Annotated in this window: 26 protein-coding genes; 15 read left to right on the plus strand and 11 right to left on the minus strand. The window is 42.4% G+C overall.

The annotated features are described in order from the left end of the window. Nucleotides 1-99: 99 nt before the first annotated feature. Entirely contained in the window at nt 100-672 is a 573-nt protein-coding gene (locus AC2D3N_RS01385; protein WP_144017779.1) for a Uma2 family endonuclease, read from the minus strand. Between the two features lie 91 nt (nt 673-763). Between AC2D3N_RS01385 and AC2D3N_RS01390 the strand changes: the two genes are divergently transcribed. Next, nucleotides 764-1,516, plus strand: coding sequence for a cobalt-precorrin-6A reductase (locus AC2D3N_RS01390; RefSeq protein WP_079679839.1), 753 nt, complete (start codon nt 764-766; stop codon nt 1,514-1,516). A 213-nt stretch (nt 1,517-1,729) separates the two neighbouring features. On the opposite strand, the gene cbiE is transcribed toward AC2D3N_RS01390, so the two are convergent. From cbiE to AC2D3N_RS01405, 3 genes are all read right to left on the minus strand, one after another. Continuing rightward, nucleotides 1,730-2,959 carry a precorrin-6y C5,15-methyltransferase (decarboxylating) subunit CbiE gene (gene cbiE / locus AC2D3N_RS01395; RefSeq protein ID WP_484692560.1) on the minus strand — a complete coding sequence of 410 codons (1,230 nt, stop codon included), beginning with the start codon at nt 2,957-2,959 and terminating at the stop codon, nt 1,730-1,732. 135 nt (nt 2,960-3,094) lie between these two features. Then, nucleotides 3,095-4,177, minus strand: a complete 1,083-nt coding sequence (gene psbA, locus AC2D3N_RS01400; protein ID WP_079679836.1) for a photosystem II q(b) protein — start codon at nt 4,175-4,177, stop codon at nt 3,095-3,097. 194 nt (nt 4,178-4,371) lie between these two features. After that, nucleotides 4,372-4,713, minus strand: a complete 342-nt coding sequence (locus AC2D3N_RS01405; RefSeq protein ID WP_079679835.1) for a histidine triad nucleotide-binding protein — start codon at nt 4,711-4,713, stop codon at nt 4,372-4,374. A gap of 427 nt (nt 4,714-5,140) precedes the next feature. On the opposite strand from AC2D3N_RS01405, the gene AC2D3N_RS01410 reads away from it, so the two are divergent. Both AC2D3N_RS01410 and AC2D3N_RS01415 read left to right on the plus strand, forming a co-directional pair. Beyond that, nucleotides 5,141-6,097, plus strand: coding sequence for an NACHT domain-containing protein (locus AC2D3N_RS01410; RefSeq protein WP_484692561.1), 957 nt, complete (start codon nt 5,141-5,143; stop codon nt 6,095-6,097). Then, the gene (locus tag AC2D3N_RS01415; protein ID WP_484692562.1) at nt 6,087-6,236 is read left to right on the plus strand and encodes a hypothetical protein; all 150 of its coding nucleotides are present in this window, start codon (nt 6,087-6,089) and stop codon (nt 6,234-6,236) included. The genes AC2D3N_RS01410 and AC2D3N_RS01415 overlap by 11 nt, the downstream gene beginning before the upstream one ends. 183 nt (nt 6,237-6,419) lie before the next feature. On the opposite strand, the gene rpsN is transcribed toward AC2D3N_RS01415, so the two are convergent. From rpsN to rseP, 3 genes are read right to left on the minus strand one after another with little or no spacing between them, the layout of a single operon-like run. Beyond that, nucleotides 6,420-6,722 carry a 30S ribosomal protein S14 gene (gene rpsN, locus AC2D3N_RS01420; protein ID WP_026785328.1) on the minus strand — a complete coding sequence of 101 codons (303 nt, stop codon included), beginning with the start codon at nt 6,720-6,722 and terminating at the stop codon, nt 6,420-6,422. Nucleotides 6,723-6,752: 30 nt separating this feature from the next. Continuing rightward, nucleotides 6,753-7,442: an endonuclease III gene (nth, locus tag AC2D3N_RS01425; protein ID WP_484692563.1), complete on the minus strand. Its 690-nt coding sequence runs from the start codon at nt 7,440-7,442 to the stop codon at nt 6,753-6,755. An 8-nt stretch (nt 7,443-7,450) separates the two neighbouring features. Beyond that, a complete protein-coding gene (rseP, locus tag AC2D3N_RS01430; protein ID WP_484692564.1) occupies nt 7,451-8,554 on the minus strand; it encodes an RIP metalloprotease RseP in 1,104 nt (367 codons plus the stop codon). A 155-nt stretch (nt 8,555-8,709) separates the two neighbouring features. On the opposite strand from rseP, the gene gcvT reads away from it, so the two are divergent. The 8 genes from gcvT to AC2D3N_RS01470 all read left to right on the plus strand — a co-directional run bounded on the left by gcvT (nt 8,710) and on the right by AC2D3N_RS01470 (nt 16,317). Further along, nucleotides 8,710-9,831: a glycine cleavage system aminomethyltransferase GcvT gene (gene gcvT, locus AC2D3N_RS01435; RefSeq protein ID WP_079679831.1), complete on the plus strand. Its 1,122-nt coding sequence runs from the start codon at nt 8,710-8,712 to the stop codon at nt 9,829-9,831. 128 nt (nt 9,832-9,959) lie between these two features. Next, complete coding sequence (locus AC2D3N_RS01440) at nt 9,960-10,394, plus strand: ATP-dependent zinc protease family protein (protein WP_484692565.1); 435 nt, start codon at nt 9,960-9,962, stop codon at nt 10,392-10,394. A gap of 37 nt (nt 10,395-10,431) precedes the next feature. After that, the gene (gene rimK, locus AC2D3N_RS01445; protein ID WP_484692566.1) at nt 10,432-11,340 is read left to right on the plus strand and encodes a 30S ribosomal protein S6--L-glutamate ligase; all 909 of its coding nucleotides are present in this window, start codon (nt 10,432-10,434) and stop codon (nt 11,338-11,340) included. 327 nt (nt 11,341-11,667) lie between these two features. Beyond that, nucleotides 11,668-11,985 carry a DUF6825 family protein gene (locus tag AC2D3N_RS01450; RefSeq protein WP_079679828.1) on the plus strand — a complete coding sequence of 106 codons (318 nt, stop codon included), beginning with the start codon at nt 11,668-11,670 and terminating at the stop codon, nt 11,983-11,985. A gap of 56 nt (nt 11,986-12,041) precedes the next feature. Beyond that, nucleotides 12,042-13,805, plus strand: coding sequence for an ABC1 kinase family protein (locus AC2D3N_RS01455; protein WP_484692567.1), 1,764 nt, complete (start codon nt 12,042-12,044; stop codon nt 13,803-13,805). A gap of 117 nt (nt 13,806-13,922) precedes the next feature. Then, the gene (locus AC2D3N_RS01460; RefSeq protein WP_079679827.1) at nt 13,923-14,648 is read left to right on the plus strand and encodes a PP2C family protein-serine/threonine phosphatase; all 726 of its coding nucleotides are present in this window, start codon (nt 13,923-13,925) and stop codon (nt 14,646-14,648) included. A 17-nt stretch (nt 14,649-14,665) separates the two neighbouring features. Next, a complete protein-coding gene (locus tag AC2D3N_RS01465) occupies nt 14,666-15,823 on the plus strand; it encodes an anhydro-N-acetylmuramic acid kinase (RefSeq protein WP_484692568.1) in 1,158 nt (385 codons plus the stop codon). 44 nt (nt 15,824-15,867) lie between these two features. Next, nucleotides 15,868-16,317 (plus strand): hypothetical protein, encoded by a 450-nt coding sequence (locus AC2D3N_RS01470; RefSeq protein ID WP_200816782.1) that lies wholly within the window; start codon nt 15,868-15,870, stop codon nt 16,315-16,317. 147 nt (nt 16,318-16,464) lie between these two features. On the opposite strand, the gene AC2D3N_RS01475 is transcribed toward AC2D3N_RS01470, so the two are convergent. Continuing rightward, entirely contained in the window at nt 16,465-16,662 is a 198-nt protein-coding gene (locus AC2D3N_RS01475; protein ID WP_079679824.1) for an NblA/ycf18 family protein, read from the minus strand. 576 nt (nt 16,663-17,238) lie between these two features. Between AC2D3N_RS01475 and AC2D3N_RS01480 the strand changes: the two genes are divergently transcribed. The 4 genes from AC2D3N_RS01480 to AC2D3N_RS01495 are packed head-to-tail and all read left to right on the plus strand — an operon-like array spanning nt 17,239 to nt 19,071. Then, nucleotides 17,239-17,586, plus strand: a complete 348-nt coding sequence (locus AC2D3N_RS01480) for an NINE protein (protein WP_079679822.1) — start codon at nt 17,239-17,241, stop codon at nt 17,584-17,586. Between the two features lie 24 nt (nt 17,587-17,610). Next, nucleotides 17,611-18,312 carry a helix-hairpin-helix domain-containing protein gene (locus tag AC2D3N_RS01485; protein WP_079679821.1) on the plus strand — a complete coding sequence of 234 codons (702 nt, stop codon included), beginning with the start codon at nt 17,611-17,613 and terminating at the stop codon, nt 18,310-18,312. A 19-nt stretch (nt 18,313-18,331) separates the two neighbouring features. Next, nucleotides 18,332-18,748 carry an element excision factor XisH family protein gene (locus AC2D3N_RS01490; RefSeq protein WP_484692569.1) on the plus strand — a complete coding sequence of 139 codons (417 nt, stop codon included), beginning with the start codon at nt 18,332-18,334 and terminating at the stop codon, nt 18,746-18,748. Next, on the plus strand, nt 18,736-19,071 hold the full coding sequence (locus AC2D3N_RS01495) for a XisI protein (RefSeq protein WP_079679819.1): 336 nt from the start codon (nt 18,736-18,738) through the stop codon (nt 19,069-19,071). The genes AC2D3N_RS01490 and AC2D3N_RS01495 overlap by 13 nt, the downstream gene beginning before the upstream one ends. A gap of 27 nt (nt 19,072-19,098) precedes the next feature. On the opposite strand, the gene priA is transcribed toward AC2D3N_RS01495, so the two are convergent. The 3 genes from priA to AC2D3N_RS01510 all read right to left on the minus strand — a co-directional run bounded on the left by priA (nt 19,099) and on the right by AC2D3N_RS01510 (nt 23,937). Further along, a complete protein-coding gene (gene priA, locus AC2D3N_RS01500; protein WP_484693727.1) occupies nt 19,099-21,642 on the minus strand; it encodes a primosomal protein N' in 2,544 nt (847 codons plus the stop codon). A 74-nt stretch (nt 21,643-21,716) separates the two neighbouring features. Further along, nucleotides 21,717-22,874 (minus strand): nucleotidyltransferase family protein, encoded by a 1,158-nt coding sequence (locus AC2D3N_RS01505; RefSeq protein ID WP_484692570.1) that lies wholly within the window; start codon nt 22,872-22,874, stop codon nt 21,717-21,719. Between the two features lie 217 nt (nt 22,875-23,091). Continuing rightward, nucleotides 23,092-23,937 (minus strand): segregation/condensation protein A, encoded by an 846-nt coding sequence (locus tag AC2D3N_RS01510; protein ID WP_079679956.1) that lies wholly within the window; start codon nt 23,935-23,937, stop codon nt 23,092-23,094. Nucleotides 23,938-24,067 lie beyond the last annotated feature (130 nt).

Consider the following 24,067-nt stretch of genomic DNA (forward strand, 5'->3'; position numbering starts at 1 on the left):
ATGCTAAATTTAATTATATAAAAATATTCTTGTTGATAACTAGACAAATTACCCTTGATTCTGATATGATGGAGTCGGTATCAGCTTGAAATTCTGTATTTACCAAATTTGTTCTAGGTTTAAGATAAACTGGGGCAAGATATCCTCTCCTGATAAGGTTAAGGAATTTTCTAATATTTCCACTTCTTGATTGAGTCGATAAATTTCTACCGTTTTTGTTTGAGGGTCGATTAACCATCCTAAACGAGTTCCATTTTCTTGATATTCCTTCATTTTATTTTGAAGGGTTTTAATATTATCACTGGGAGAACGTAACTCGATCACAAAATCAGGACATAAGGGTAAAAACTTTTCCTGTTCTTCGGGGGTTAAGTTCTGCCATTTTTCTAAAGAGATCCATGACGCATCAGGAGAACGATCTGAACCATTAGGCAGTTTAAATCCTGTAGAGGAATCAAAAGCAATTCCGAATGGATTTTGGCGACTCCACCTTTGCAGTTGATAGGCAATTTCAATATTCCGATGCCCGGTTTTTCCTCCTGCGGGTGACATAATTACTAATTCTCCGTTAAAATTCCGTTCAAATCTTAAATTTCGGTTATTTTGACAAAGTTTAAAAAACTGTTCATCTGTCAGATCAATAGTTTCTAAGTTTAAGGTGAATTGGTTCATAATTATTTATTTTAGGGTAATTTTAAATTAAAACTATTATAGCGGGAATGAATATAATCCTAGCAAATTAAATCTATTTTAGCCATTTTCTATGAATCATAAAAAAAGAGTCTTGATTTTAGGAGGAACGACCGAAGCGGTGGCAATAGCAACTCAAATTAATCAAATTCCAGGTGTGGAAGCGATCGCTTCTTTAGCAGGTCGAACTCAGCAACCCGTCACTCAAACTAACCCGGTTTCTTTTCGGATCGGAGGATTTGGGGGAATAGCTGGATTAGCAAACTATCTACGCCAGGAACACATTGATTTGGTAATTGATGCCACCCATCCCTTTGCCGCTCAAATTTCCTTTAATGCTGCTCAAGCCGCCTCCGAATGCGGTATTCCCCGATTAATGCTAATTCGTCCCCCTTGGCAAGAAGTATTAGGAGATGATTGGATTGAGGTAGACACGAATCAATTGGCGGCAAAGACTTTACCAGGGTTAGCTGAACGCATATTTCTCACCATTGGTCGGCAAGAACTCCCTGCTTATGCCCATATAAAAAATATCTGGTTTTTGATGCGGATGATTGACCCTCCTGAAACCGATTTGCCCATCCCCCCCGGACAGTTAATCCTGCAACGGGGGCCGTTTTCTTTAGAGTCAGAGCGATCGCTTTTACAAAAATATCAAATCGGGGCAATTGTTAGTAAAAATAGCGGGGGTAATGCCACCTATGCCAAAATTATTGCCGCCCGGGAGTTAGGATTACCCGTTGTCATGGTAAAACGTCCCCCTGTTCCTGAAGGGGAGACCGTTACAGATGTAGAAAGTGTTCTCTCCTGGGTGAAAAACCAATAATCAAACTCAATTAAATTATATCTGTCAATAACGTTCGTGAATTGATTTACATTCCCAAAAAAGTCCAGGCCCACTAAATTTAACCTGATGACAAGTTTCTCCAATGATAGGTTTTGTAATCACTGAAATAATTTGCTCCAGATTGGGCTGTGAATTAGCAAAAGATGTCTGAGTAACCATTCAGTTCATTAAAATAACAAACCACCAAAGATGTCAATAAGGTTTTAAAACAACCCATTGAGTTACTGGAGCCATGGCTTTCCAGCCTAAAAATTTACCCACAGGTTCAGCCCTTTGAATCCCAATGCGGATCAGTTCTCCCCCTAATTGACTGTACCACTGAAAGATCATTAATTCGCTTTCTACGGTAACAGCATTGGCAACCAAACGACCGCCCGATGGTAATGCTTGCCAACAGGTTTCTAAGAGTTCGGGGACTGTAATCCCCCCACCGATAAAAATAGCGTCGGGTTGGGGCAAATCTTGGAGAGCACTCGGCGCTTTTCCCGCCACAATTTTGAGGTGGGGAGTTCCCAATGCCGTTGCATTATCAGCAATATATTGTAATCGGGTCGGGTGCTGTTCGATCGCAATACTTTGGCAAAGGCGATCGCTCCGCATCCACTCAATCCCAATGGAGCCACAACCCGCCCCCACGTCCCACAGTAGTTGTCTGGGTAGGGGAGCTAGAGCCGCCAGGGTAATCGCTCGCACTTCTCTTTTAGTTAACTGTCCGTCATGGCGATAGGCAAGATCGGGCAGTCCGGGGAGGCGAGGGGGGAGGGGGACGGGTTGGGAGGAAATACAGGTAATCGCGATCGCATTCAAATCCGCGATATCCGTGGCATTCCAACCACAGGCAGTCCCCTCAATGCAGCGTTCTCGGGTTCCCCCTAGATGTTCTAATACCACCATCTGACTCTCCCCAAAGCCCTGTTGGGTTAGCAGTTGGGCGACGATGGCGGGAGTCTGTCGATTAGCACTGAGCACCAATAATTTAGCTCTCGGATAAAGTACCGCATTTAACAAAGCTAACGGACGACCACATAAACTTAATGTTTCTACCTCCGTGAGCGACCAACCCAAACGACTACAGGCGAGGCTAAAGGTAGATGGAGATGGAATAATTGTGATTTCGTTGATCGGAATGTGACGAGTCAGGGTCACACCAATGCCATAACACATCGGATCACCACTAGCTAAAATACAGACGGCTTGACCGCGACGACGAATAATCTCATAAATAGAATCTTCAATTGGCGAATCCCAGAGGAGTTTTTCTCGTTTATCTTCTTGGGGTAGCATAGCAAGATGACGTTCACCCCCAACAATCACAGAGGCATGGGAAAGGAGAATTCGTCCCACGGAGGTTAATTCTTCGAGTCCATTTTCTCCGATTCCCACAATCGATAGCCATGGATGCAGCTGATCCCTACCAATCATAATAAAAAAAGATTGATGTTATAAAGACTGATACTGAAACCTTTTCCTCATTTGTTTTTCATTCCTAACATCCCCAAAAACACCAAAAAACGCCCCCCTCGCGGAGAGCGTCTTTTGGAATATTGAGGTTAAAAATTAACCATTAATTTGAGGAGCAACCAAAGCCACAGGAGCCGATTCACCAGAAGCTAAGTCTAAGGGGAAGTTGTGAGCGTTGCGCTCGTGCATGACTTCCATACCCAGGTTAGCGCGGTTTAACACATCAGCCCAGGTGTTGATCACGCGACCGGTAGAGTCGATGATTGACTGGTTGAAGTTGAAACCGTTCAGGTTGAAGGCCATGGTGGATACACCCAAAGCGGTGAACCAAATCCCGATCACGGGCCATGCACCTAATAAGAAGTGTAAGCTACGGCTGTTGTTGAAGCTGGCATATTGGAAGATTAAACGACCAAAGTAACCGTGGGCTGCAACGATGTTGTAGGTTTCTTCTTCTTGACCGAATTTGTAACCGTAGTTTTGGGACTCGACTTCGGTGGTTTCACGCACCAAAGAGGAGGTAACTAAGGAACCGTGCATGGCGGAGAATAAACTACCACCAAACACCCCAGCAACGCCTAACATATGGAAGGGGTGCATCAGGATGTTGTGTTCGGCTTGGAACACTAACATGAAGTTGAAGGTTCCAGAAATTCCTAAAGGCATACCATCAGAGAAGGAACCTTGACCGATGGGGTAGATCAGGAACACGGCGGCTGCTGCTGCAACGGGTGCAGAGTAGGCGACGCAGATCCAAGGACGCATCCCTAAACGGTAGGATAATTCCCATTCCCGACCCATGTAGCACAGAATGCCAATGAAGAAGTGGAAAATCACTAACTGGTAAGGGCCACCGTTGTACAGCCACTCATCTAAGCTGGCTGCTTCCCAAATCGGGTAGAAGTGTAAACCGATGGCGTTTGAGGAAGGAACAACTGCACCAGAGATGATGTTGTTTCCGTATAACAGTGAACCAGCTACGGGTTCACGGATGCCATCGATGTCCACTGGGGGGGCTGCGACAAAGGCGATGATGTAGCAGATGGTGGCGGTTAACAGGGTGGGGATCATCAGAACACCGAACCAGCCCACATAAATGCGGTTGTTGGTGGATGTCACCCAATTACAGAACCGTTCCCAGATAGAGGCGCTTTCGCGCTGCTGAATCGTGGTTGTCATGTTAGGTATGATTGCTATGTATTTGTCGAGGTTCGTTGGTAGTTATTTTACTACCTTGACTACTAATATGACACAGATGATTGCGTTTTGTAAAGAGGTTTTAATAAAATTTTTCCCAATGTATGTAATCAGGAAATCTTATCTTTTGATTTCTGCTGTGTCGGGGTGGGGCGAGATCAACTCGCCCAAAGAATTTAACCAGGGGGCCATTGCAGTTGACGGCCACCAAGAATATGAAAATGAAGATGATCTACAGTTTGTCCGCCATCTTCGCCAGTATTAATGACAACCCGATAGCCGCCGTCCAGTCCCGCATCCTGAGCAACCTGTTTCACCTTCAACATTAGATGTCCCATAAGTGCATGGTCTTCTGGTGTAGCATCAGCCAGTTGCGGAATAGTTTTTTTAGGAATCAACAGGATGTGAACTGGGGCCTGGGGGGCAATATCCCGAAAGGCCAGACACAAATCATCCTCATAAACAATATCAGATGGAATCTCCCGACGGATTATTTTGTTAAAAATCGTATCAGCCATAGATTTATCCTAGGGTGAAAAAATTACACTCCTATTTAATTTAAGGATTTATTGTCTTTTGGGAGCAAATTCGAGACAATCTTTATAATATTTTTCTAAACCCCTCCCCATTGATGGCTGATCGGTCAGACATCCTGAATATATAAGTAATATTAGGGTACGGAGGCAGAGCGCTTTTGAAAATCGTTATCCTGAGTTAGAAACTGCTAAAAAAGGTAAGTTTGACATTCTCCATAGTCACCTCAAACAAGAATATCGCCAATCTCAAAAACAACAACAATCTTCACCTCAACCCCAAACAATAGTATCCCCAATTCCTGATATTAACTGGCATCAAATCTGTGAATCTCGCCTCGACGCCTACGAAGAACGCTTTTTCAAGAATAACCCGTTAACAGGGATCGATTTTTATGTTCCCTTGGGGTTAGTGGAACCGAAACGGGAACAGGAAAAACGACAAAAACAGGAAGTGAACCCAGAGGACGGGTCACAATTTTATCAATTAGCGGAAACGGAAATAACGAAAACCTATAACGAACCTAATCAATTTTTTGAGGACATTTTACGACAGGGAAATAGTAAAAGTAAAGGTCAACGGTTAGCAATTATTGGGGAACCAGGGGCGGGAAAAACAACCTTATTATATCAAATTGCTCGATGGATTTTACAGGAAAATTTAGGTTATCCGATTTTAATTCGCTTGGCGGATGTTGATAAACCCATACGAGATTATTTAACTCAAAATTGGTTACGCGATGCGACGGGAAGTTTAACGGGAGTTTCGCCGGAATGGGTTGCTGGGTTTGAGATGTTGATTACAAAAAAACAAAATTCTTCGGCGGTTGAAACCGCGTCTGTCCGCGAAGGCGGACATCGTTTGTGTAGTCGCGAATTCCATTCGCCGGATACTTATTCGCCTTCTTCGACGTATTATTCGGCGGTTGAAACCGCGTCTACACAGACAAAACCCGCCTTCGCGGGTTCGCAAATTGTGCCATTTTCCCAACAGATTCAGGAATTTATTGAACAATGGTTTAATGATAAAACCCAGAGTCAGGAATTATTAAAACAGTTAAAAGAACCCAACCAAACCCGCATTAATGATTTAATTAAAAATCCCCTGCGGTTAGCGTTATTATGTCGGACTTGGAAACGGGGGCAAAAATTACCGGAAACCCAAGCGGGACTTTATCAACGGTTGGTTAATAGTCATTATCAATGGAAGGATGAACAGAAACCGTTTCAAATTCCATTGGAGGTGCAAGAATGTCTCCATGAACAGCATCACAACACCCTGACCCCCCATCCTGAAATTTCCGATATTACCCCCGTTGGCAATACTCCAACCGTGCGACAATTAGAACAACAAAACTATGGCAACTAAAAAGCTTTATATCCCTTCCGAAGAATATCGTCAGATGTTAGTCCGTGATGGCGATCGCCGTTTTAAAGAATGGCATGACAAATTCTTGAAATATCAACAGCTATTTCTGGCAGATATGAACAAACGCAAAATAGTATAATTTTTAGTCTAATTATTATTTTTTTAATATAGCAATCCTATTTGAGTTTTGTTCTTAATTCTTGAGAAATAGGGAACAGGGAACAGGGATAATACTTCTGGATGTTTTAAAGTTAGGTCAGCTTAACCCAAATTAGCCCGTTAAAACGCGTTTGTAGGGGCGAGGTGACCTCGCCCTTATCTATTACCAACTAGACTTAACCACACCGGGCAATAACCCAGCATGGGCCATTTCGCGGATGACGTTCCGAGATAATCCAAAATCCCGATAGAACCCTCTGGGGCGTCCAGTTAACCAGCAACGGTTTCTGACACGGGTTCTGGAACTATCCCGGGGGAGTTGTTGGATTTTGCGGTGAATTTCCATTTTTTCTAATTGAGACCCAGCTTGCTCGAACTGGTCTTTCAGATCAGCGCGTTTTTCCGCATATTTTTCTACCGTTCTTTTGCGCTTATTATTGCGCTCAATCATGCTTTTCTTAGCCATATTAAGGCTGTTCTCCTTGTAAATAATTATTTATGCTTTAGCAAGTTTTTTTCCTGCGCTGGGGACGGTTGATCCTTGAGCAGAGGGGCATAAATCAGACAATTCACAATTATAACACATTGGACTACGCGCTGTACAGACGGCCCGACCATGATAAATTAAGCGAATTGACCAATTTTCCCAGTCTTCCTGGGGAATCAAAGGCATTAAATCCCGTTCAATCCGAATAGGATCGGTATGGGTGGTTAATCCTAGCCGTTGACTCAGCCGTTTAACATGGGTATCCACCGTCACCCCCATATTAATCCCGTAACCATGGGCTAACACCACGTTAGCGGTCTTGCGAGCCACCCCGGGAAGTTCTAAGAGTTGTTCCATCAACTTAGGCGGTTGTCCCCCGTATTTTTCCGCCAACAGTTGACAGGAACCTTGTATATGGCGGGCTTTGTTCCGATAAAACCCCGTTGACCGTACCAGGGTTTCTAGTTCGGTAATATCGGCTTGGGCCAGACTTTGGGCATCGGGAAACCGAGCAAATAGGGCCGGAGTCACTTGATTAACCCGTTCATCGGTGCATTGGGCCGATAGAATGGTGGCGACTAATAATTGCACCGGAGTTTGATAATTTAAACTACAGGTGGCATCGGGATACAAGCGTTTGAGTCGCAATAAAATTTCCAGGGCTCGTTGTTTGGGGCTGCGCTTTTTCTGAGTCACCATATTGATGTTTATTGTTGAAAGAGCGATCGCACCCAACCTAAATCCGTGAGATTAATCGTATCTCGAATAATCAAGAAAACCCCTAATCCCAATAACAACATCAAACCCGTTTGCATCACATTTTCTTGAATTTTCTCGGGTAAGGGTTTACCGCTCAGAGCTTCAAATAACAAAAAGGCTAACTGACCGCCATCTAAAGCCGGAAGGGGTAAAATATTAATGAAGGCTAAGTTAATACTAATTAACGCCGCAAATTGCAACAAATTCCATGGATCGGAACGGGCAATATCCGCCCCAAATTTGACAATTCCCACCGGGCCAGATAGCTGTTCTGCGGTTTCACTAAATCGACTAATTAATTGTCCAAAACCAGATGCAGTTAAGTTAATAATCCGTTGAAATTCCGTTGCACCCTTGCTTAATGCTTCAATTGGGTTCGCAGCCCGATGACGAACAATTGCTCCATTTGCGGTTAACTGTACCCCAATTCGACCTTTCCCATCACTTCCTAAATCGGGAACCACATTCACCGATAACACCTGATCCTGTCTTTTAATCTGTACGGATAAAGGTTGATTCGGATGGGTTTGAATAACTTCAATCAGAGTTTTAATTGAAGTTTCAGAAGCCCCTAACTCCTGACCCTCTACAGCCAAAATAATATCTTGAGATTCAATTCCGGCTCGGTTGGCCGCAGAATTCGCATTTTGAGTGACTTCTGCCACTTTTACTCCCGGTTCCGGGTTAAAACTGGGAACCCCAATAATTCCAATTTGAGTTACCAATAAAAAATAGGCAAAAATCAAATTAGCAATCACCCCCGCACTAATCACAATCGCCCGATCTAAAACGGGACGATTACTGAGTAAATTGGGATCATTTTTCGGGATGGTACTCTCAGGATCATCATCGGGAAACCCCACATATCCCCCCAAGGGTAAACCTCGAATTGCATACTCAGTTTCTGAGCCTTGATATTTCCATAATATCGGGCCGAAGCCAATGGAAAAACGATTAACATGGATATGTTGGAGACGGGCGGCTAAAAAATGCCCCAGTTCATGAACAAAAATTAATACTGCAAGAACGGCGATCGCTGCCAATATTGACATGAATAAATCCTATAAAACGACAATTGAGCGGTTCTAACCATTCTAATATCACAACTCAGGTGTTGGGTATTGAGAGTTCAACGGTAGTATGATAATCACACGGGAGAAATTCAACGACTGACCCAAAACCCGAACACTGAAACCCGACAACCCCTATGACAACTACCCTTTCTCATACTCCCCTGTATAACGTCTCCGTTGAACTCAATGGCCGCATGGTGCCCTTTGCAGGTTGGGAAATGGCGGTTCAATTTAGCGGAATTAACCCAGAACATCAAGCTGTCCGCCAAGCGGTGGGAATGTTTGATATCTCCCACATGGGCAAATTTGTTCTACGCGGGGAAAACCTGATTAATGCCTTACAATCTCTCGTCCCTTCAGATTTGAGCCGTTTACAACCGGGTGAGGCCCAATATAGCGCCCTCTTAAATGCCCAGGGGGGAATTTTAGACGATATCATTTTTTATGATCAGGGGATTGATCAGGTAACGAATCTGCCCCAAGGGGTAATGATTGTGAATGCGGCGACTAAATCCCGTGATAAAGCTTGGATTAGCGCCCATATCGAGGATCAGGGGATAATATTAGAAGACCTATCCCGAGATAAAGTATTATTAGCCGTTCAAGGGCCCCAAGCTGAAGCCACATTACAGCCTTTTGTCAGCGATAATCTTTCTGAAGTTAAATTTTTTGGTCATATCACCACAACAGTATTAGGAAAAACTGCCTTTATTGCCCGCACAGGATATACCGGAGAAGACGGTTTTGAGGTGATGGTGGCTCCTTCTGTTGGGGTGGAATTATGGCAAAGTTTAGCCGCCGCCGGGGTGACGCCCTGTGGTTTGGGGGCCAGAGATACCCTGCGTTTAGAAGCGGCCATGGCTTTATATGGACAAGATATTGGTTTAACCACTACTCCCCTAGAAGCGGGTTTAAATTGGATTATTCATTGGGACACCAAGGGAAAATTTATTGGTCGTCAGGCCTTAGAACAGCAAAAAGCCGCCGGAGTGAGCCAAAAATTAGTCGGGTTAGAAATGCAAGGACGCCATATTGCCCGTCACGGATATCCGGTTTTATTTAATGGTGAAACCGTCGGAGAAATTACCAGTGGAACCCTATCACCCACATTAGGAAAAGCCATTTCTATGGCCTATATTCCCACCGCCTTATCTAAAGTGGGTCAATCTTTAGAGATTGAAATTCGGGGCAAAACCTACCCCGCAACAGTAGTTAAACGTCCCTTTTATCGTTCTCCCAATCGGCCACAAAAATAAGGGCAGGGGGAGCAGGGGGAGCAGGGGAGGCAGGGGGGTGTCCTCGCTCGTTAACTATCAACTATTAACTAAAGTACGTTGTTGCGCTTGGGCGCTCTGAAGAATGGGCTAAAGCCTAACAACAAATTATGAGTAAAACCAAATTATTAACAATTGGATGGCGGGAGTGGGTGGCCTTACCCAGTTTGGGAATTGGAGAAATTAAAGCTAAAATTGATACGGGGGCGCGGTCATCAAGTTTGCACGCTTTTGATATTCATATTTTGGAATTTAAGGATAAACAACGGGTGCGGTTTAAAGTCCATCCAATTCAACGGGATACCCTGAATACGGTCAGTGCTGAAGTGGACTTAATAGAATATCGAACTGTCCGTAATTCCGGTGGACTTATGGAGTCAAGACCCGTGATTTTAACAGATATTGAACTGATGGGAAAACAATGGTTAATTGAGTTAACTTTAACCAATCGGGATGCCATGGGATTTCGGATGTTATTAGGAAGACAAGCGATTAAAGGACGGTTTTTAATTGACTGTCATCAATCCTTTTTAAGTCATTCTTAATAGCAGAAAACCCCAGCATTTAAGACAAAGTTTATTTATGAAAATTGCGATATTATCCCAAGACGGTTCCCTTTATTCAACTAGAAGAATCAGACAAGCCGGGGAACAACGGGGGCATGAGATAGAGATTATTGATTATTTAAGATGTCATATTTCGCTGAGTTCTCAGAGTCCAACTGTGATTTGTGAAGGCAGATATTTAACAGAATTTGATGCTATTATTCCTAGAATTGGCGCGTCAAAAACCTTTTATGGAACCGTGATTGTTCGTCAATTTGAACTGATGGGAATATTTACCTTAAATGAATCCCAAGCTATTGCCCGTTCTCGGGATAAATTAAATGCGTTGCAAAGTTTAGCTAAAGAAAAAATTAGTTTACCTAAAACTGCGTTTGCTAATTCTGTTAAAGATATTGATAGTTTAATTGAACAGGTGGGAGGTGCACCTTTAATTATTAAATTGTTAGAGGGAACTCAAGGTATGGGGGTAATTTTAGCGGACACCTATCAATCAGCTAAATCGATTATTGAAGCGTTTCAAGGGTTAAATATTGATATTTTAGTGCAAGAATTTATTCATGAGTCTAATGGTGAAGATTTACGCTGTTTGGTGATTGGGGATAAGGTGGTGGCGGCGATGAAACGCATCAGTAACCCGGGAGAATTTCGCGCGAATTTACATCGAGGCGGGAGAGCAGAAAATGTTAAACTAACAACAGAAGAACGGAATATGGCGATTAAATCGGCAAAAGTGATGGGGTTAAAATTAGCAGGGGTTGATTTAATTCGTTCCCATCAAGGGCCATTAGTTTTAGAGGTGAATTCATCCCCTGGACTGGAGGGCATTGAAACAATTACAGGTATTGATGTTTCTGATAAAATTATTGAATGTTTGGAGAAAAATATGATAAAAAGAAAAACACAAAAAATGCAGGATAAAATTTAAACGTGATTGTTTTTTTCTGCCTTTTTTATAAAACTGCGATCGCCTTGCTATAATTCAGATGATGACAGCATCGACTCTAACATCAACAACTGCGTTATTTTAGTCCAGAAGGTGAATTAATTGCCACCCCAACCGAAACCGCACTCCAAGCCCAAACCTTAGCAAACTTGGAACAGCAACAGACCAAAGGGTTAGCCGAATAACTCAAAAATCACCGAAAGACACGCCGTGGCAAGTCTCTACAGAGGTGTTTTTGCCCAAATAAAACCCTTAAGATGAGGAAGGCAGGTTATAATTTGTTACCGAAGTTAGCAAAACTTAAGTTTTATGAGTAAACCCACCGTGAATTCGTTTTTTGTAGGCCGTGCCTTAGCTGAAGGACTGTACGAACAACTGGGAAATAGTCTGACCAACGCTTTGAGTGAACTAGGAAAATTTGAGGCTGAACAGAAAGAAAATCTACGACAGTTTACCCAACAGGTGATGGAACGCGCTGCCCAAGAAGTGGCAACCGTTGTTGGCGACAGTAGCTTTCCCGCATCTAACAGTGAACCCGTAGACTTACAGGCCACCATTGACGAACTGCGGGCCGAAGTTGCGGAATTACGCTCCGAACTGCAAAAATATCGTAATCGTACCGTTTAAACTCTTTTGTAGTCAAAATAAGCGCTTATTGGGTTAACTTCATTGTGGAAACGGTTGTGTCAGTTCCTGTTGATCATTCGATTCGGGGTTCAGAACCAGAACCCCGAATTAATCCGCCTTTAGTCACTCCTCCAGGCAAAAATTATGGAGGCAAAGCCTACCGTTGGAACCGCAAAAATTATTCCCGTCAACGACGTTTTATAGACATTTGGACGTTTGTTTTGACGTGGTTAACTTGGTTGTGGGTCGATGGTAAAAAATGGAGTTACTGGGGCGGTTTTACCGAAGATAAAAAAAATGCTCGTCGTCGAGCGCAAGCAATTTGGGTGAGAGAAACCTTTTTAGATTTAGGGCCAACTTTTATTAAAGTCGGACAATTGTTTTCCACCCGGGCAGATTTATTCCCCTTTGAATATGTAGAAGAACTTTCCAAACTTCAAGATAAAGTTCCCGCTTTTAGCTATGAACAAAGCGAAGAAATTATTCAAGAAGATCTGGGTAAAACCGTTCACGATTTATTCCAGAATTTTGATCCAATTCCCTTAGCTGCCGCGAGTCTAGGTCAGGTTCACAAAGCCCAACTCCATTCGGGTGCGGATGTGGTGGTAAAGGTTCAGCGCCCAGGACTAAAAAAATTATTTGAAATTGACTTAGCAATTTTGCGAGGCATTGCTCGTTATTTCCAAAATCATCCCCGTTGGGGAAAAGGTCGAGATTGGGTGGGAATTTATGACGAATGTTGTCGGATTTTATGGTTAGAAATTGACTATCTGAATGAAGGTCGAAATGCCGATACCTTTAGGCGGAATTTCCGTAATTTTGATTGGGTGAAAGTGCCGAGGGTTTCTTGGCAATATACCTCCCCCCGAGTTCTGACCTTAGAATATCTTCCCGGGATTAAAATTAGCAATTATGAAGCCTTAGAAGCATCGGGACTTGATCGTAAAGAACTGGCACAAATGGGGGCAAAAGCCTATTTAGAACAACTCCTCAACCATGGCTTTTTCCATGCTGACCCCCATCCGGGTAATATTGCGGTGAGTCCCGGGGGAGAATTGATTTTCTATGATTTTGGCATGATGGGACAAATTACCTCCAATCTGCGGGAAAAACTCATGGAAACCCTATTTGGCATCACTCAAAAAGATGGCGACCGGGTGGTTAAATCCTTAATTGCCATGGGAGCGATCGCACCTACGGGGGATATGGGGCCAGTACGTCGGTCAGTTCAGTATATGCTGGACAACTTTATGGATCAACCCTTTGAAAATCAATCCATTGCCACTATTAGTGATGATTTGTATGAAATTGCTTATGACCAACCCTTTCGTTTTCCCGCAACCTTTACCTTTGTGATGCGGGCATTTTCCACTTTAGAAGGAGTCGGAAAAGGACTCGACCCCGAATTCAACTTTATGGAGGTGGCACAGCCGTTTGCCATGCAGCTTATGTCTAATGGAAATCTTCCCAATACTGCCAATAGTATTTTTAATGAATTCAGTCGCCAAGCGGTTCAAGTCGGTTCCTCGGCCTTTGGTTTACCCGGACGCATTGAAGATACCCTAGAGAAACTCGAACAGGGAGACCTGCGAATGCGGGTTCGTCTGGCGGAAACCGACCGGGCGTTAAGACGAATGAGTAATGTGCAAATGGGGACGAATTACACCGTCTTAATCGCCGCCTTGACTCTATCGGCGACACTCTTATTCATTAGTGATAAAGTGGGATTAGCTCTGTTTGTAGTATTCTTAGCTGTTGCTCTGGGGATTGCTTTCTTGAGGCTGTTACGACGGATTGATCGTTTGGATCGGATGATGTAAATATCTCCGTGGCTGGTCATCTATTTTGTAACACTTCTTAATGATCCTCCGGGGTGGATATAGGAAAATTTAAGAGCCCAACCTGCTTGGGAGTTAGAGGTCAATCTTTACTTGTTTATGAAACGTTATTTTGCTGGAATGACGGATACGGGCAATGTTCGTAACGTCAACCAAGATGCTTACTATATTGATCCCGATGGCCGTTTTTTTATTGTCGCCGATGGCATGGGTGGACACGCGGGCGGCCAGGAAGCCAGTCTGATTGCTGCTGAAACCATTAAAGAACACATTCTTGAATATTGGGATAGTTCTGAAGCATCCCAAACTATCCTCAAAAATGCGTTTGTCGCCGCCAACCAGGCACTTTTAGAGGATCAGCAACAACATCCTGAACGCTCGGATATGGGAACCACAGCGGTTGTGGCTCTATTCCGAGATCTCGATAGTCCTTGGTTTGCGAATGTGGGGGATTCCCGGTTATATCGTTTACGGGGACATCAGTTAGAACAAATTACAGAGGATCAGACTTGGGTGGCTCAAGCGGTTAAATCCTCCCGTCTCACCCAAGATGAAGCTCGCACCCATCCTTGGCGTCATGTTTTGTCCCAGTGTTTGGGACGCGAAGATCTCTCGGAAATTGCGATTGACCAGATGAATGTCCAGTCTGGAGATCGCCTATTATTATGTAGTGATGGTTTGACCGAGGAACTCTCAGACGGGATTATTGCTTCCCATCTAAAATCAATTCGAGCTTGCGATACCGCAGCGACAACCCTAATCAAAGCTGCCAAAGATCGGGAGGGTAAGGACAATATTACGGTGATTGTGGTCGCGATTGATTAAATACCAGAGTTAGTCCCATGCGTGTGATTGGTTTGATTAGTGGAACTTCGGTGGATGGGATTGACGGGGCCCTGGTGGAGATTTCGGGTTTCCCTGGAGGTTTGCAGTTGGAATTCCTGGCTGGGACAACCTTTCCCTATCCGGTGGAGTTGCGATCGCAAATTTTGGACTTATGCGGTGGAAAGCCTCTATCCATGCCCGAACTAGCCGAATTAGATGATGCGATCGCCACGGTTTTTGCCCATGCTGCTTTAACTCTACAACAGTCCTGTGAACCCGCCGAACTGATTGGCTCCCACGGTCAAACGGTGTTTCATCGTCCCCCCCAAGGCAATCAACTGGGTTACAGTCTGCAACTGGGACGGGGAGAGCTAATCGCCCAGTTAACGGGTTTAACCACCGTCAGTAACTTTCGGGTCGCGGATATCGCCGCTGGGGGTCACGGCGCGCCCCTAGTTCCAATTCTCGATGCCTATTTCCTCCGCCATCCCCAATACCATCGCTGCATTCAAAATCTGGGGGGTATTGGCAATGTGACTTATCTTCCAAAAACCGATCACCCCATTTTAGGCTGGGACACCGGGCCGGGAAATGCTTTAATAGATTTGGCTGTACAGTATTTCTCTAAAGGTGCTCAAACCTATGACCGGGACGGAGCTTGGGCGGCGACGGGAACTCCCTGCGTCGCCATGGTTGAGGGGTGGTTACAGCAGGATTTTTTTCAGCAACCGCCCCCAAAATCAACGGGACGGGAATTATTTGGGGTGGACTATTGGCAACGCTGTTTAAGAGAAGCTGAACCCTATAATTTAAGTCCTGCGGATATTTTAGCCACCTTAACGGAATTAACCGCCGTTTCAATTCATCACAGTTATCATCAATTCTTACCCCAGTTACCAGAGCAGATCCTATTATGTGGGGGGGGTAGCCATAACCACTATTTACAACAGCGTTTACAAACTTTATTTACCCCAATTCCAGTTTTTTCCACTTCAGAACTAGGCTTAAATGCTGATTTTAAAGAAGCGATCACTTTTGCCGTTTTAGCCTATTGGCGACTATTAGAAATTCCGGGAAATTTACCTTCGGTAACGGGCGCGGTTTCCGAAGTTTTATTGGGAGAAATTCACCCTGTCTTGACTCCCAATATGATAGGATCAAAACCAGTGACTTAAATCGATAAGATTTTTTCAATCTTGGTGCAAATAAGGATAGCACTGTGGCTCACACATTTTTGATGGAATCTGGTCAATGGTTAATAGAAGGAAATTGGATTGATCGGAGTCAAATGCCAATTGCCCTTCGCGGAAAAACAGTTATTGCCTGGCATCAAAGCGACTGGTTCAGTATGGTGACAAAATTAGTTTTTCCGAACAGCGATCATGAAGATATTATCCTACAGTATCGGGGACGATTAGATGGCAATGAGAGAGAATATACCTTTGTTTTACAACATAGTCAACTCGGAAAAATCGAAGGCGAAGGTTTAATTAGCCCCGAATCGATTGTCCAACGTTATCGGGTTTTAGGAGACGAACGCCAACGTCGGAATGGCTTTGAAACCATTAGAAAAGTCGATTCTGCCCACTACTATTATTGCGGTGGAATCATGGCGGGGCATTCTTTGAATTTAATTAGTGTGATGGAAGCGACCCTAGAACGTAAATAATAAATAAGAGTTCCGGGCTGATCTGGAATCAAAATTTAACCCCAAGTGAGTTGAAATCAGCAGTTTGACGCCCCATTACCTTAACTTGTTTCCGAGCGACGGAAAAAAGTGAAAGATAGAGGTCGCCGACTGTAAACGCTTCAAGGTCTACTCCTGGGCAAAATTGGGTTCGAGTCCCCAATGGTGTTTGAGAAAATGTTGATACATATTTTCCCTGACCATCATGTGTTCATAGAGATTAATCAAAAACTCCTGAGCCTGTTCTGGACTCATTTGACCGACTTGCATCTTGAAGGAGGTGAGGCTGAATTGTTGCTCAAGAGATAACTCTGCGGGTTGGTTCATGGCTGACTCCTTACGGGTTCTCCAGTATTGTTAACAAGTGTAACAAGTATTTGACAAATTGTCCACTACCTTCTAGGAAGATATGTGTTGTTATGAAGATAGCAAATATTTTTAGATATGGTGTAGCACAGGATACGAGTTTTGACTACAACCCCTCAAGATCCCAAGACTCAAGGGGAATTGAAGACTTATTAATTGCGGAATCTTTTAATTTGGATGTGTTAAAGTAATATAGGGGATTTGAAAATCTTATAAGGTTTTATCTTTGACTCCTAAGGATGTGTAATTCAATATGACTCTTTCTAAGACTAATCAACCCAAGCCCTTGTGGAGTCGATTCCGTTTCCTGTCCTACGGTGTACTGGGTCTTCTGATTTTTTATTTCAATTCGACTTGGGATTCTAATATTTTTGTGAAAGGATATTTAACACTCATAGAAGTACAAACTTCTATGGTTTTGTTATACTTTATGATAGCTAGGCTTTCCAAAAGCCCCACCCGCAAAATTGATCTCTAATTCCCACTGATTTAACTTAGATTAGTCTTTTGAATATTTTAAATTCAGGAGAAAACCTCATGAAAAATAAATTTTTAGCTGCCTTACTCGCTTTCTTTTTAGGTGCATTTGGAATTCATAAGTTTTATTTAGGGGAAAACTTTGGCGGAATTCTCTATTTCCTATTTTCCTGGACTTTTATTCCCGCTATTCTTGCCTTCTTTGATTTTCTGGGTTTATTATTAATGTCCGATCAAGCCTTTGATGGTAAATTTAATCCCGGTGTAAATACCGCAGTTTTAAATGGGAGCCATTCTCGACAGGATGTCACTACCGCCATTGCTCAACTGAAAAAACTCTATGACCAAGATGCGATTACCGCCGAAGAATATGAAGAAAAACGTCGCAAATTATTAAATGAATTGTAAATATTAATAGGAGTGACATTCAAGGTGTCTAATCTATCCCAATGGTTTCAGAAAACCCCGCAGTGGTTATACTGGTCTTTGTTTCCCGTATTAGGAGGATTAGCCATTGTTTATGCGGGGAGTAAAACCAAAACCCAATCCTGGGTTTACACTGGTTTAGGGTTTGTGGCGGCAGCTTTTATCCTATCAAATAGTTCTTGGAGCGGAATTATTTGGATTGCTCAAATTGCCACGGCGATCGCCCTGAAAAAAGAATTTTTAGCCAAAACCTATCCTAATTCTTTAACCAACTCCCATGAATCCCACCTGATTAAATTAATTGCTAAACATCGAGATCAAATTGATATTAATAATTGTTCTAAACATGACTTAGTTCATGGCTTAGATTTACCAATTGTTTATGCTAATGAAATTGAAGAAATGAAACGGGAAGGCTATAATTTCACGAGTTTAGAAGAACTTTCCGAATTAATTGGAATTCCTGAAGCCACGTTAAAAAGGATTGAGCCTTTAGTTTCATTTGGGTTTGATATTAATAGAGAAATTCATCATTCATGGCGACGGTTAAATGTTTTATCCATGGATGAATTAGTGAGTTTAGGATTGCATCTCAATGCGGCTAAAATTATCGTTTTAGAACGTCAACAGCGCGGCAGTTATAAGTCTTTTCTCGATTTTAAAAAACGGTCAAAACTCCCGTTACATCTCTATCGCCATATTTTATAATTATAGATATAGTATACAAATGCCAGCCAAAGATATTTACCATGACACCGTTAAAAATGCACTTGTTAAAGATGGCTGGATCATTATCCATGATCCTCTAAGCCTGAAAATAGGTAATAAGGATATTTTCATTGACTTAGCTGCTGATAAGTTATTAATTGCTGAAAAGCTGGAACAAAAAATAGCCGTCGAAGTGAAAAGTTTCATTAGTCCATCTGAAATAGAAGATTTAAAAAATGCCCTAGGTCAATACATTTTATACGAGAAAGTTTTAAGCCGTCTGGGTTGTGAAAGAATACTTTATCTAGCGATTCGTGAACCTGTATTTAATCGTTTATTTACAGAAGAAATTGGAAAAATATTGTTAGAAGATAAAACAATCAAATTACTTGTTTTTGAACCAGAACAGGAGGTTGTGATTCAATGGATAAACTAAACCATTACCGCCAAATTATTGTCTCAGTTCTCGACCCTTATAGTCAGATTGCTTATGCTAATGTGAATATCAGAAATTGCAAAGTCTTTGATCTAATTAATGATCAATACTTAATCCTTTCAGAAGGTTGGGAAAATCAACGCCACATTCATAGTTGTTTAATTCATGTTGAAATCCTCAATCATAAAGTTTGGATTCAGTGTGATAATACAGAATATGGGATTACTAACGACCTCTTAAAAGCCGGGATATCTCAAGAAGACATTGTTTTAGGATTTCACGAACCTGGGGTTAGAAAATATACAGGCTTTGGCGTTGCTTGAAACCCTAAAATCACAAGTCAAAAACCTCTATAAATGCAAAGGATCAATATCAATTGTAATATAAACAGAACCGGAATTAAAATCAGAAAATTTAGGTAAAATAATAGAAGAATCTTGAGCAGTTTTAATTAAAATTTGCCAGCGATAACGGTTAGCGACCCTAAGAATTGGAGCCGGAGCCGGGCCCAATAATTCAAAATCAGAATTAGGATTATTTTCCAATAAAAACTCTGCTAATCTTTGGGCAGTTTGTTCAACATCTTGCTGATTAAAACTACTCAAACGTAACAATATTAAACGACCATAGGGCGGATAATTTAACTCCTGTCGCTGTTGTAATTCCGTAGCAACAAAAGACTCATAATCATGACGTTGTACCGCTTGAATCACCGGATGTTCGGGGGTGTAGGTTTGTAGAATCACTCGCCCTGGATCATTCCCTCTTCCTGCTCGTCCTGCGACTTGGACTAAGGTTTGAAAAGCCCGTTCACTAGCTCGATAATCTGATAAATGTAATAACCCATCTGCGGATACAATTCCCACTAAACTAACGGACTCTAAATCTAATCCTTTAGTTAACATTTGGGTTCCCACTAATAAATCCGCTTCTCCATTGGCAAACTGAGTTAATAGGGTGCGATGGGCATTTTTTCGAGAGGTAGTATCACTATCAAACCTAATACATTTCAACTCAGGAAATAACCGATTTAATTCTTCTGTAACCCGTTGCGTTCCACTGCCAAAATGTTTAAAATAAGGAGAGTCACAATCGGGACAGCGTTGGGGATAGAGTTGGCTATAATTACAATAATGACATCTTAAAAGTTGGGCGGCGTTTTGATGTTCATGATGATAGGCTAAGGATACATCACAATGGGGACATTCCATCACATAACCGCAACTACGACAGGAAACAAAGGTACTATGTCCCCGACGATGAATAAATAATATTCCTTGTTGACGAGTTTCTTTTAATTGATGTAGGGCAGTTTGTAAATCATAACTAAAAATAGAGCGATTTCCTTGACGCAATTCTTGGCGCATATCCACTATTTTTATCGGCGGCATGGGTCGCGCTTGAATGCGTTCGGGAAGGGATAAATAAAACCGATTTTGTTGAGTTTTTTGTTTGATTTCTAACCAACTTTCTAAGGATGGAGTTGCCGATCCTAAAATTAACGGACAATTTTCTAATTCCGCCCGCCATTGGGCAACTTTTCGGGCATGATAACAGGGAGAGGGTTGATCTTGTTTGAAACTACTATCATGTTCTTCATCTAAAATAATTAATCCTAATTTCGGTAAAGGTGCGAAAATAGCCGAACGAGTTCCGATAATAATTTGGGGTAAACCGAGGGTCATATTCCGCCAAGTATCATAACGTTCTCCATCGGAAAGAGCGCTATGATAGACAAAGACTTGTTCGCCAAAACGGGCGCGAAATCGGTCAGTTAATTGAGGAGTTAGGCCAATTTCAGGAACTAAGACTAGGGCGGATTTTCCGATGTTTAGAATAGGGGCGATCGCTTGTAAATAAACTTCGGTTTTTCCCGAACCCGTAACCCCGTGTAATAAAATTTGAGCATAACTGGATAAACAGTTAATTGCTTGTAAAGATTCCGTTTGATATTGATTTAAAAGTTTAGGCTGATCGGAAGTTTGAAAAATTCCTTGATCCTGTCTGAGAACTTCTCTTTCAGTAATTACAATACAGCCTTTTTCAGCTAAGTTTTTTAACAGACTAGAACTGGTACTACAAATTTTAATTAAATCATTCAACCACAGTTCTCCCCCCTGTTGCTTGAGAACTTTAATCACCAGAATTAAAACTTCCTGTTGACGGGAGGTTAAATCTAAGGGGATAATATCATCAACTAACGTAACCGCCTGTTTTAATTTGGGACGGGGAGGACTGGGGGGTTCTAAATAACTTTCGATCCAGTTTCGTTGTAATAAATCTTTTAACCCCCGTTGAGAATTAATCACATTTTGTTTTAAATATTTCCAAGTACAATCTCCTGTAACTGAAGATTGCAAAAGTTTTAAAATAGAATTCGCCGCCGGATTTAAAAATAATTGAGCATCCCGGGGAATAGCTTCAGGAATTAAACGGATACGACGTTGACTTTTCCCTAATAATCCCGGGGGTAAAGCCGTCCGAATCACTTGAATTAAAGGGGTTTGATAATAATTAGAAACTTGCTGTAATAGTTGCCAATAGGTTGAAGGGAAGAAACCATTACAAATAATATCTTCAACAGCTTTAACTTTATTTTCAGGTAAATCTGGAGGCAGTTTATTCATTAACTGGATCACAATTCCACCTAATTGTTGATTCCCAAAAGGAACACTAACAATATCTCCAGGTTTGATGATTAAATCTTGAGAAACTCGATATGTAAATAGTTTTTGTTCTTCTTGTTCGTCTGTATTAAAACCATAAGGAACATCTACTAATACTTCAACAAATGATCCTGAACCCACAGAAAAATCACCCGAATCATCCTGATAGTAAGATGCACCCGATTCAGCAACAATAAACTTAGATTGATCGTAAATCAAAGAAGACATCAGCAGTTTTTGTTGAGTGTTAATTCCGGTGGCGGGTAACGGAGCAGGAAAACCGAACACCGACACCGCTTAGATTAAGTATTATCTAATAAATCGACGATTGCTTGTCGTTCAGAAGATTTATTATTAAAAACTTGACGGGTATCCGTAATTAACCAATCAAGTGCCGCCGCTTGTACATCAATAGAAGCCCCCAGCTTATCCACACAATAGCGCCCAAATACCAATTTATCCACTAAACGGACTCCCTGCCCCAAACGGGAATATTCAAAAATCACGCTATTATCCACATAGGCATCGCTACAAACCCAGCAATTTGGGCCAATCATTGTCGGGCCAATAATCGTCGCTCCATCCTCAATCTGAGTCATTCCGCCAATATAAACCGGGCCTTGGATATTGACTTTATCCCAATTCACCGCCACATTCAGCCCCGTATATATCCCCGGACGCACCTGTTGACCAGGAATAGAAACATTTTTAATATATCCTAATAGCACACTGCGAATGGCTTGCCAATAGTCAGGGACTTTCCCAATATCTACCCATTCAAAATCCATAGAAATCCCATAAAAAGGGGCATTAATTTCTACTAAATGGGGAAATAATTCACTCCCAATATCATACTCACACCCCGAAGGAATATATTTAAAAATCTCTGGCTCAAAAATATAAATCCCCGTATTAATATCTGTACTGAGGGCTTCATTCACCGGGGGTTTTTCCTGGAAAGCTTTAACCCGACCTGTTTCATCAGTGACCACAACCCCATAACTAGAAACTTCATTTTTAGGAACAGATTTCATCACAATGGTGGCAATGGCTCCCTTTTCTTTATGCCATTTTACCGCCGCGCTTAAATCTAAATCAATTAAAGCATCGCCACATAAAACCACAAAAGTATCATCAAAAAAGGGATTAAAATCTTGAATTCGTTTCATCCCTCCGGCCGAACCTAATGCTTCTCCAATTAAATTTCCGTCTTCAATTCGTCCCTCAAAAGAATAGGCGATATGAACGCCAAACTTTTGACCATCACGAAAATAGTTTTCAATTTCATCAGCTAAATGACTGACATTGACCATAATTTGGTCAAAACCGTGCGTTCGTAGTAATTCCACCAAAAATTCCATCACTGGTTTTTGCAGGATCGGAATTAAAGGTTTAGGAATGGTATAAGTAATTGGACGGATACGAGTTCCTTTTCCGGCTGCTAAAATCATGGCTTTCATGTTCACTTCCTCACAACCCTAAGCTATGTTTAAAATTATTCACTCAGACGCAAATCATTGATCAAAATCAGCAATTGCTTTGTATTCACGAAGCAGTTGCACAGCAGAACTGCTCCATTCTACAATCTGAGTTTTGAGTATGCTCGTCAATTAATAGCCTATCAAGGTTCATGGTGCTTAATCCGTAAGATCCCAGAAAAGTTCAAATCCCTTGATTTCAAGACTTTGCAGGTGGTTCTGTCAAAGAACGAACTTTTAGGTCTTGATAAAATTCCTCTTGAGCGAGTTCCACTTTAGATTGGGCCGATAATAATAATAGAGCCCAAAACACCCCCACCCGATCATGATTGGGGCCATGCTGAATGGGAATTTCTTCTGGGGGCGGAGGCTGTTCCGGTTGCTTCATCTCCAACCACAGGCTCAGTAACTGCTCCAAATCAAACCATTCTGGACTCTGTTGTGATCCTTGGTTTAAGAGTCGCTCAACTTCTGAGGCCATTTCGACTAAATTTTCTTGGTGGGCCAACTCAGCGATCGCCTTTGCGGTAGTGGCTCTGCTTTTGGCCGTATTCGCCCGGGGACGGGGACGGGCTTTTTGGGCAGCAATGGTAGCAGCCATCAGTTGCAACTGTTCAATCAGTTCTTGCAACGTCACTTGCCGTTTTTGGGGAATTTTGGCAACAGCCCGCCGCCGGATTTGTTTTTCCAGTTGTTGGGGGCGCTGAATCCCATTTCCCTCATCTTCAGGGTCAAGGAATTCTTCCCCCTCGATTAAGCCCGCACTAGGGTCGAGGGTTTCCGTCGCCATTAAACTATCAGCCTTGAGCAAGACTAACATGGAGGCATACAAAAACGCCTGACCTGACTGGGACAACTCAGCAAAATTGTTGCTGGAGCTTGATTCCTCTGGGGGGGTCAGTTTACTTAAATAACGATCAATTACATCAATTACCTGCACATCCCAAGGATCAATTTCCCCCCGTTGTGCCAGGTCAATTAGAAGCGCAATCCCCTCTGAGAGAGCCGTTAACGCATCTTGAGGGGTGGCAAGGGGTGGGGGAATGGGTTCGATGGGGTTAGGGCTATAAATTGCGGAATCGCCTGAAATCACTGAAGGTTCAAAACTCAGTAGTTCGCTGCATATCTAAACTATTGTAGACCAAAACCCTGATTAATTACGAATTACGAATTAC

Source organism: Planktothrix sp. PLAVEN19ND (assembly GCF_057220675.1).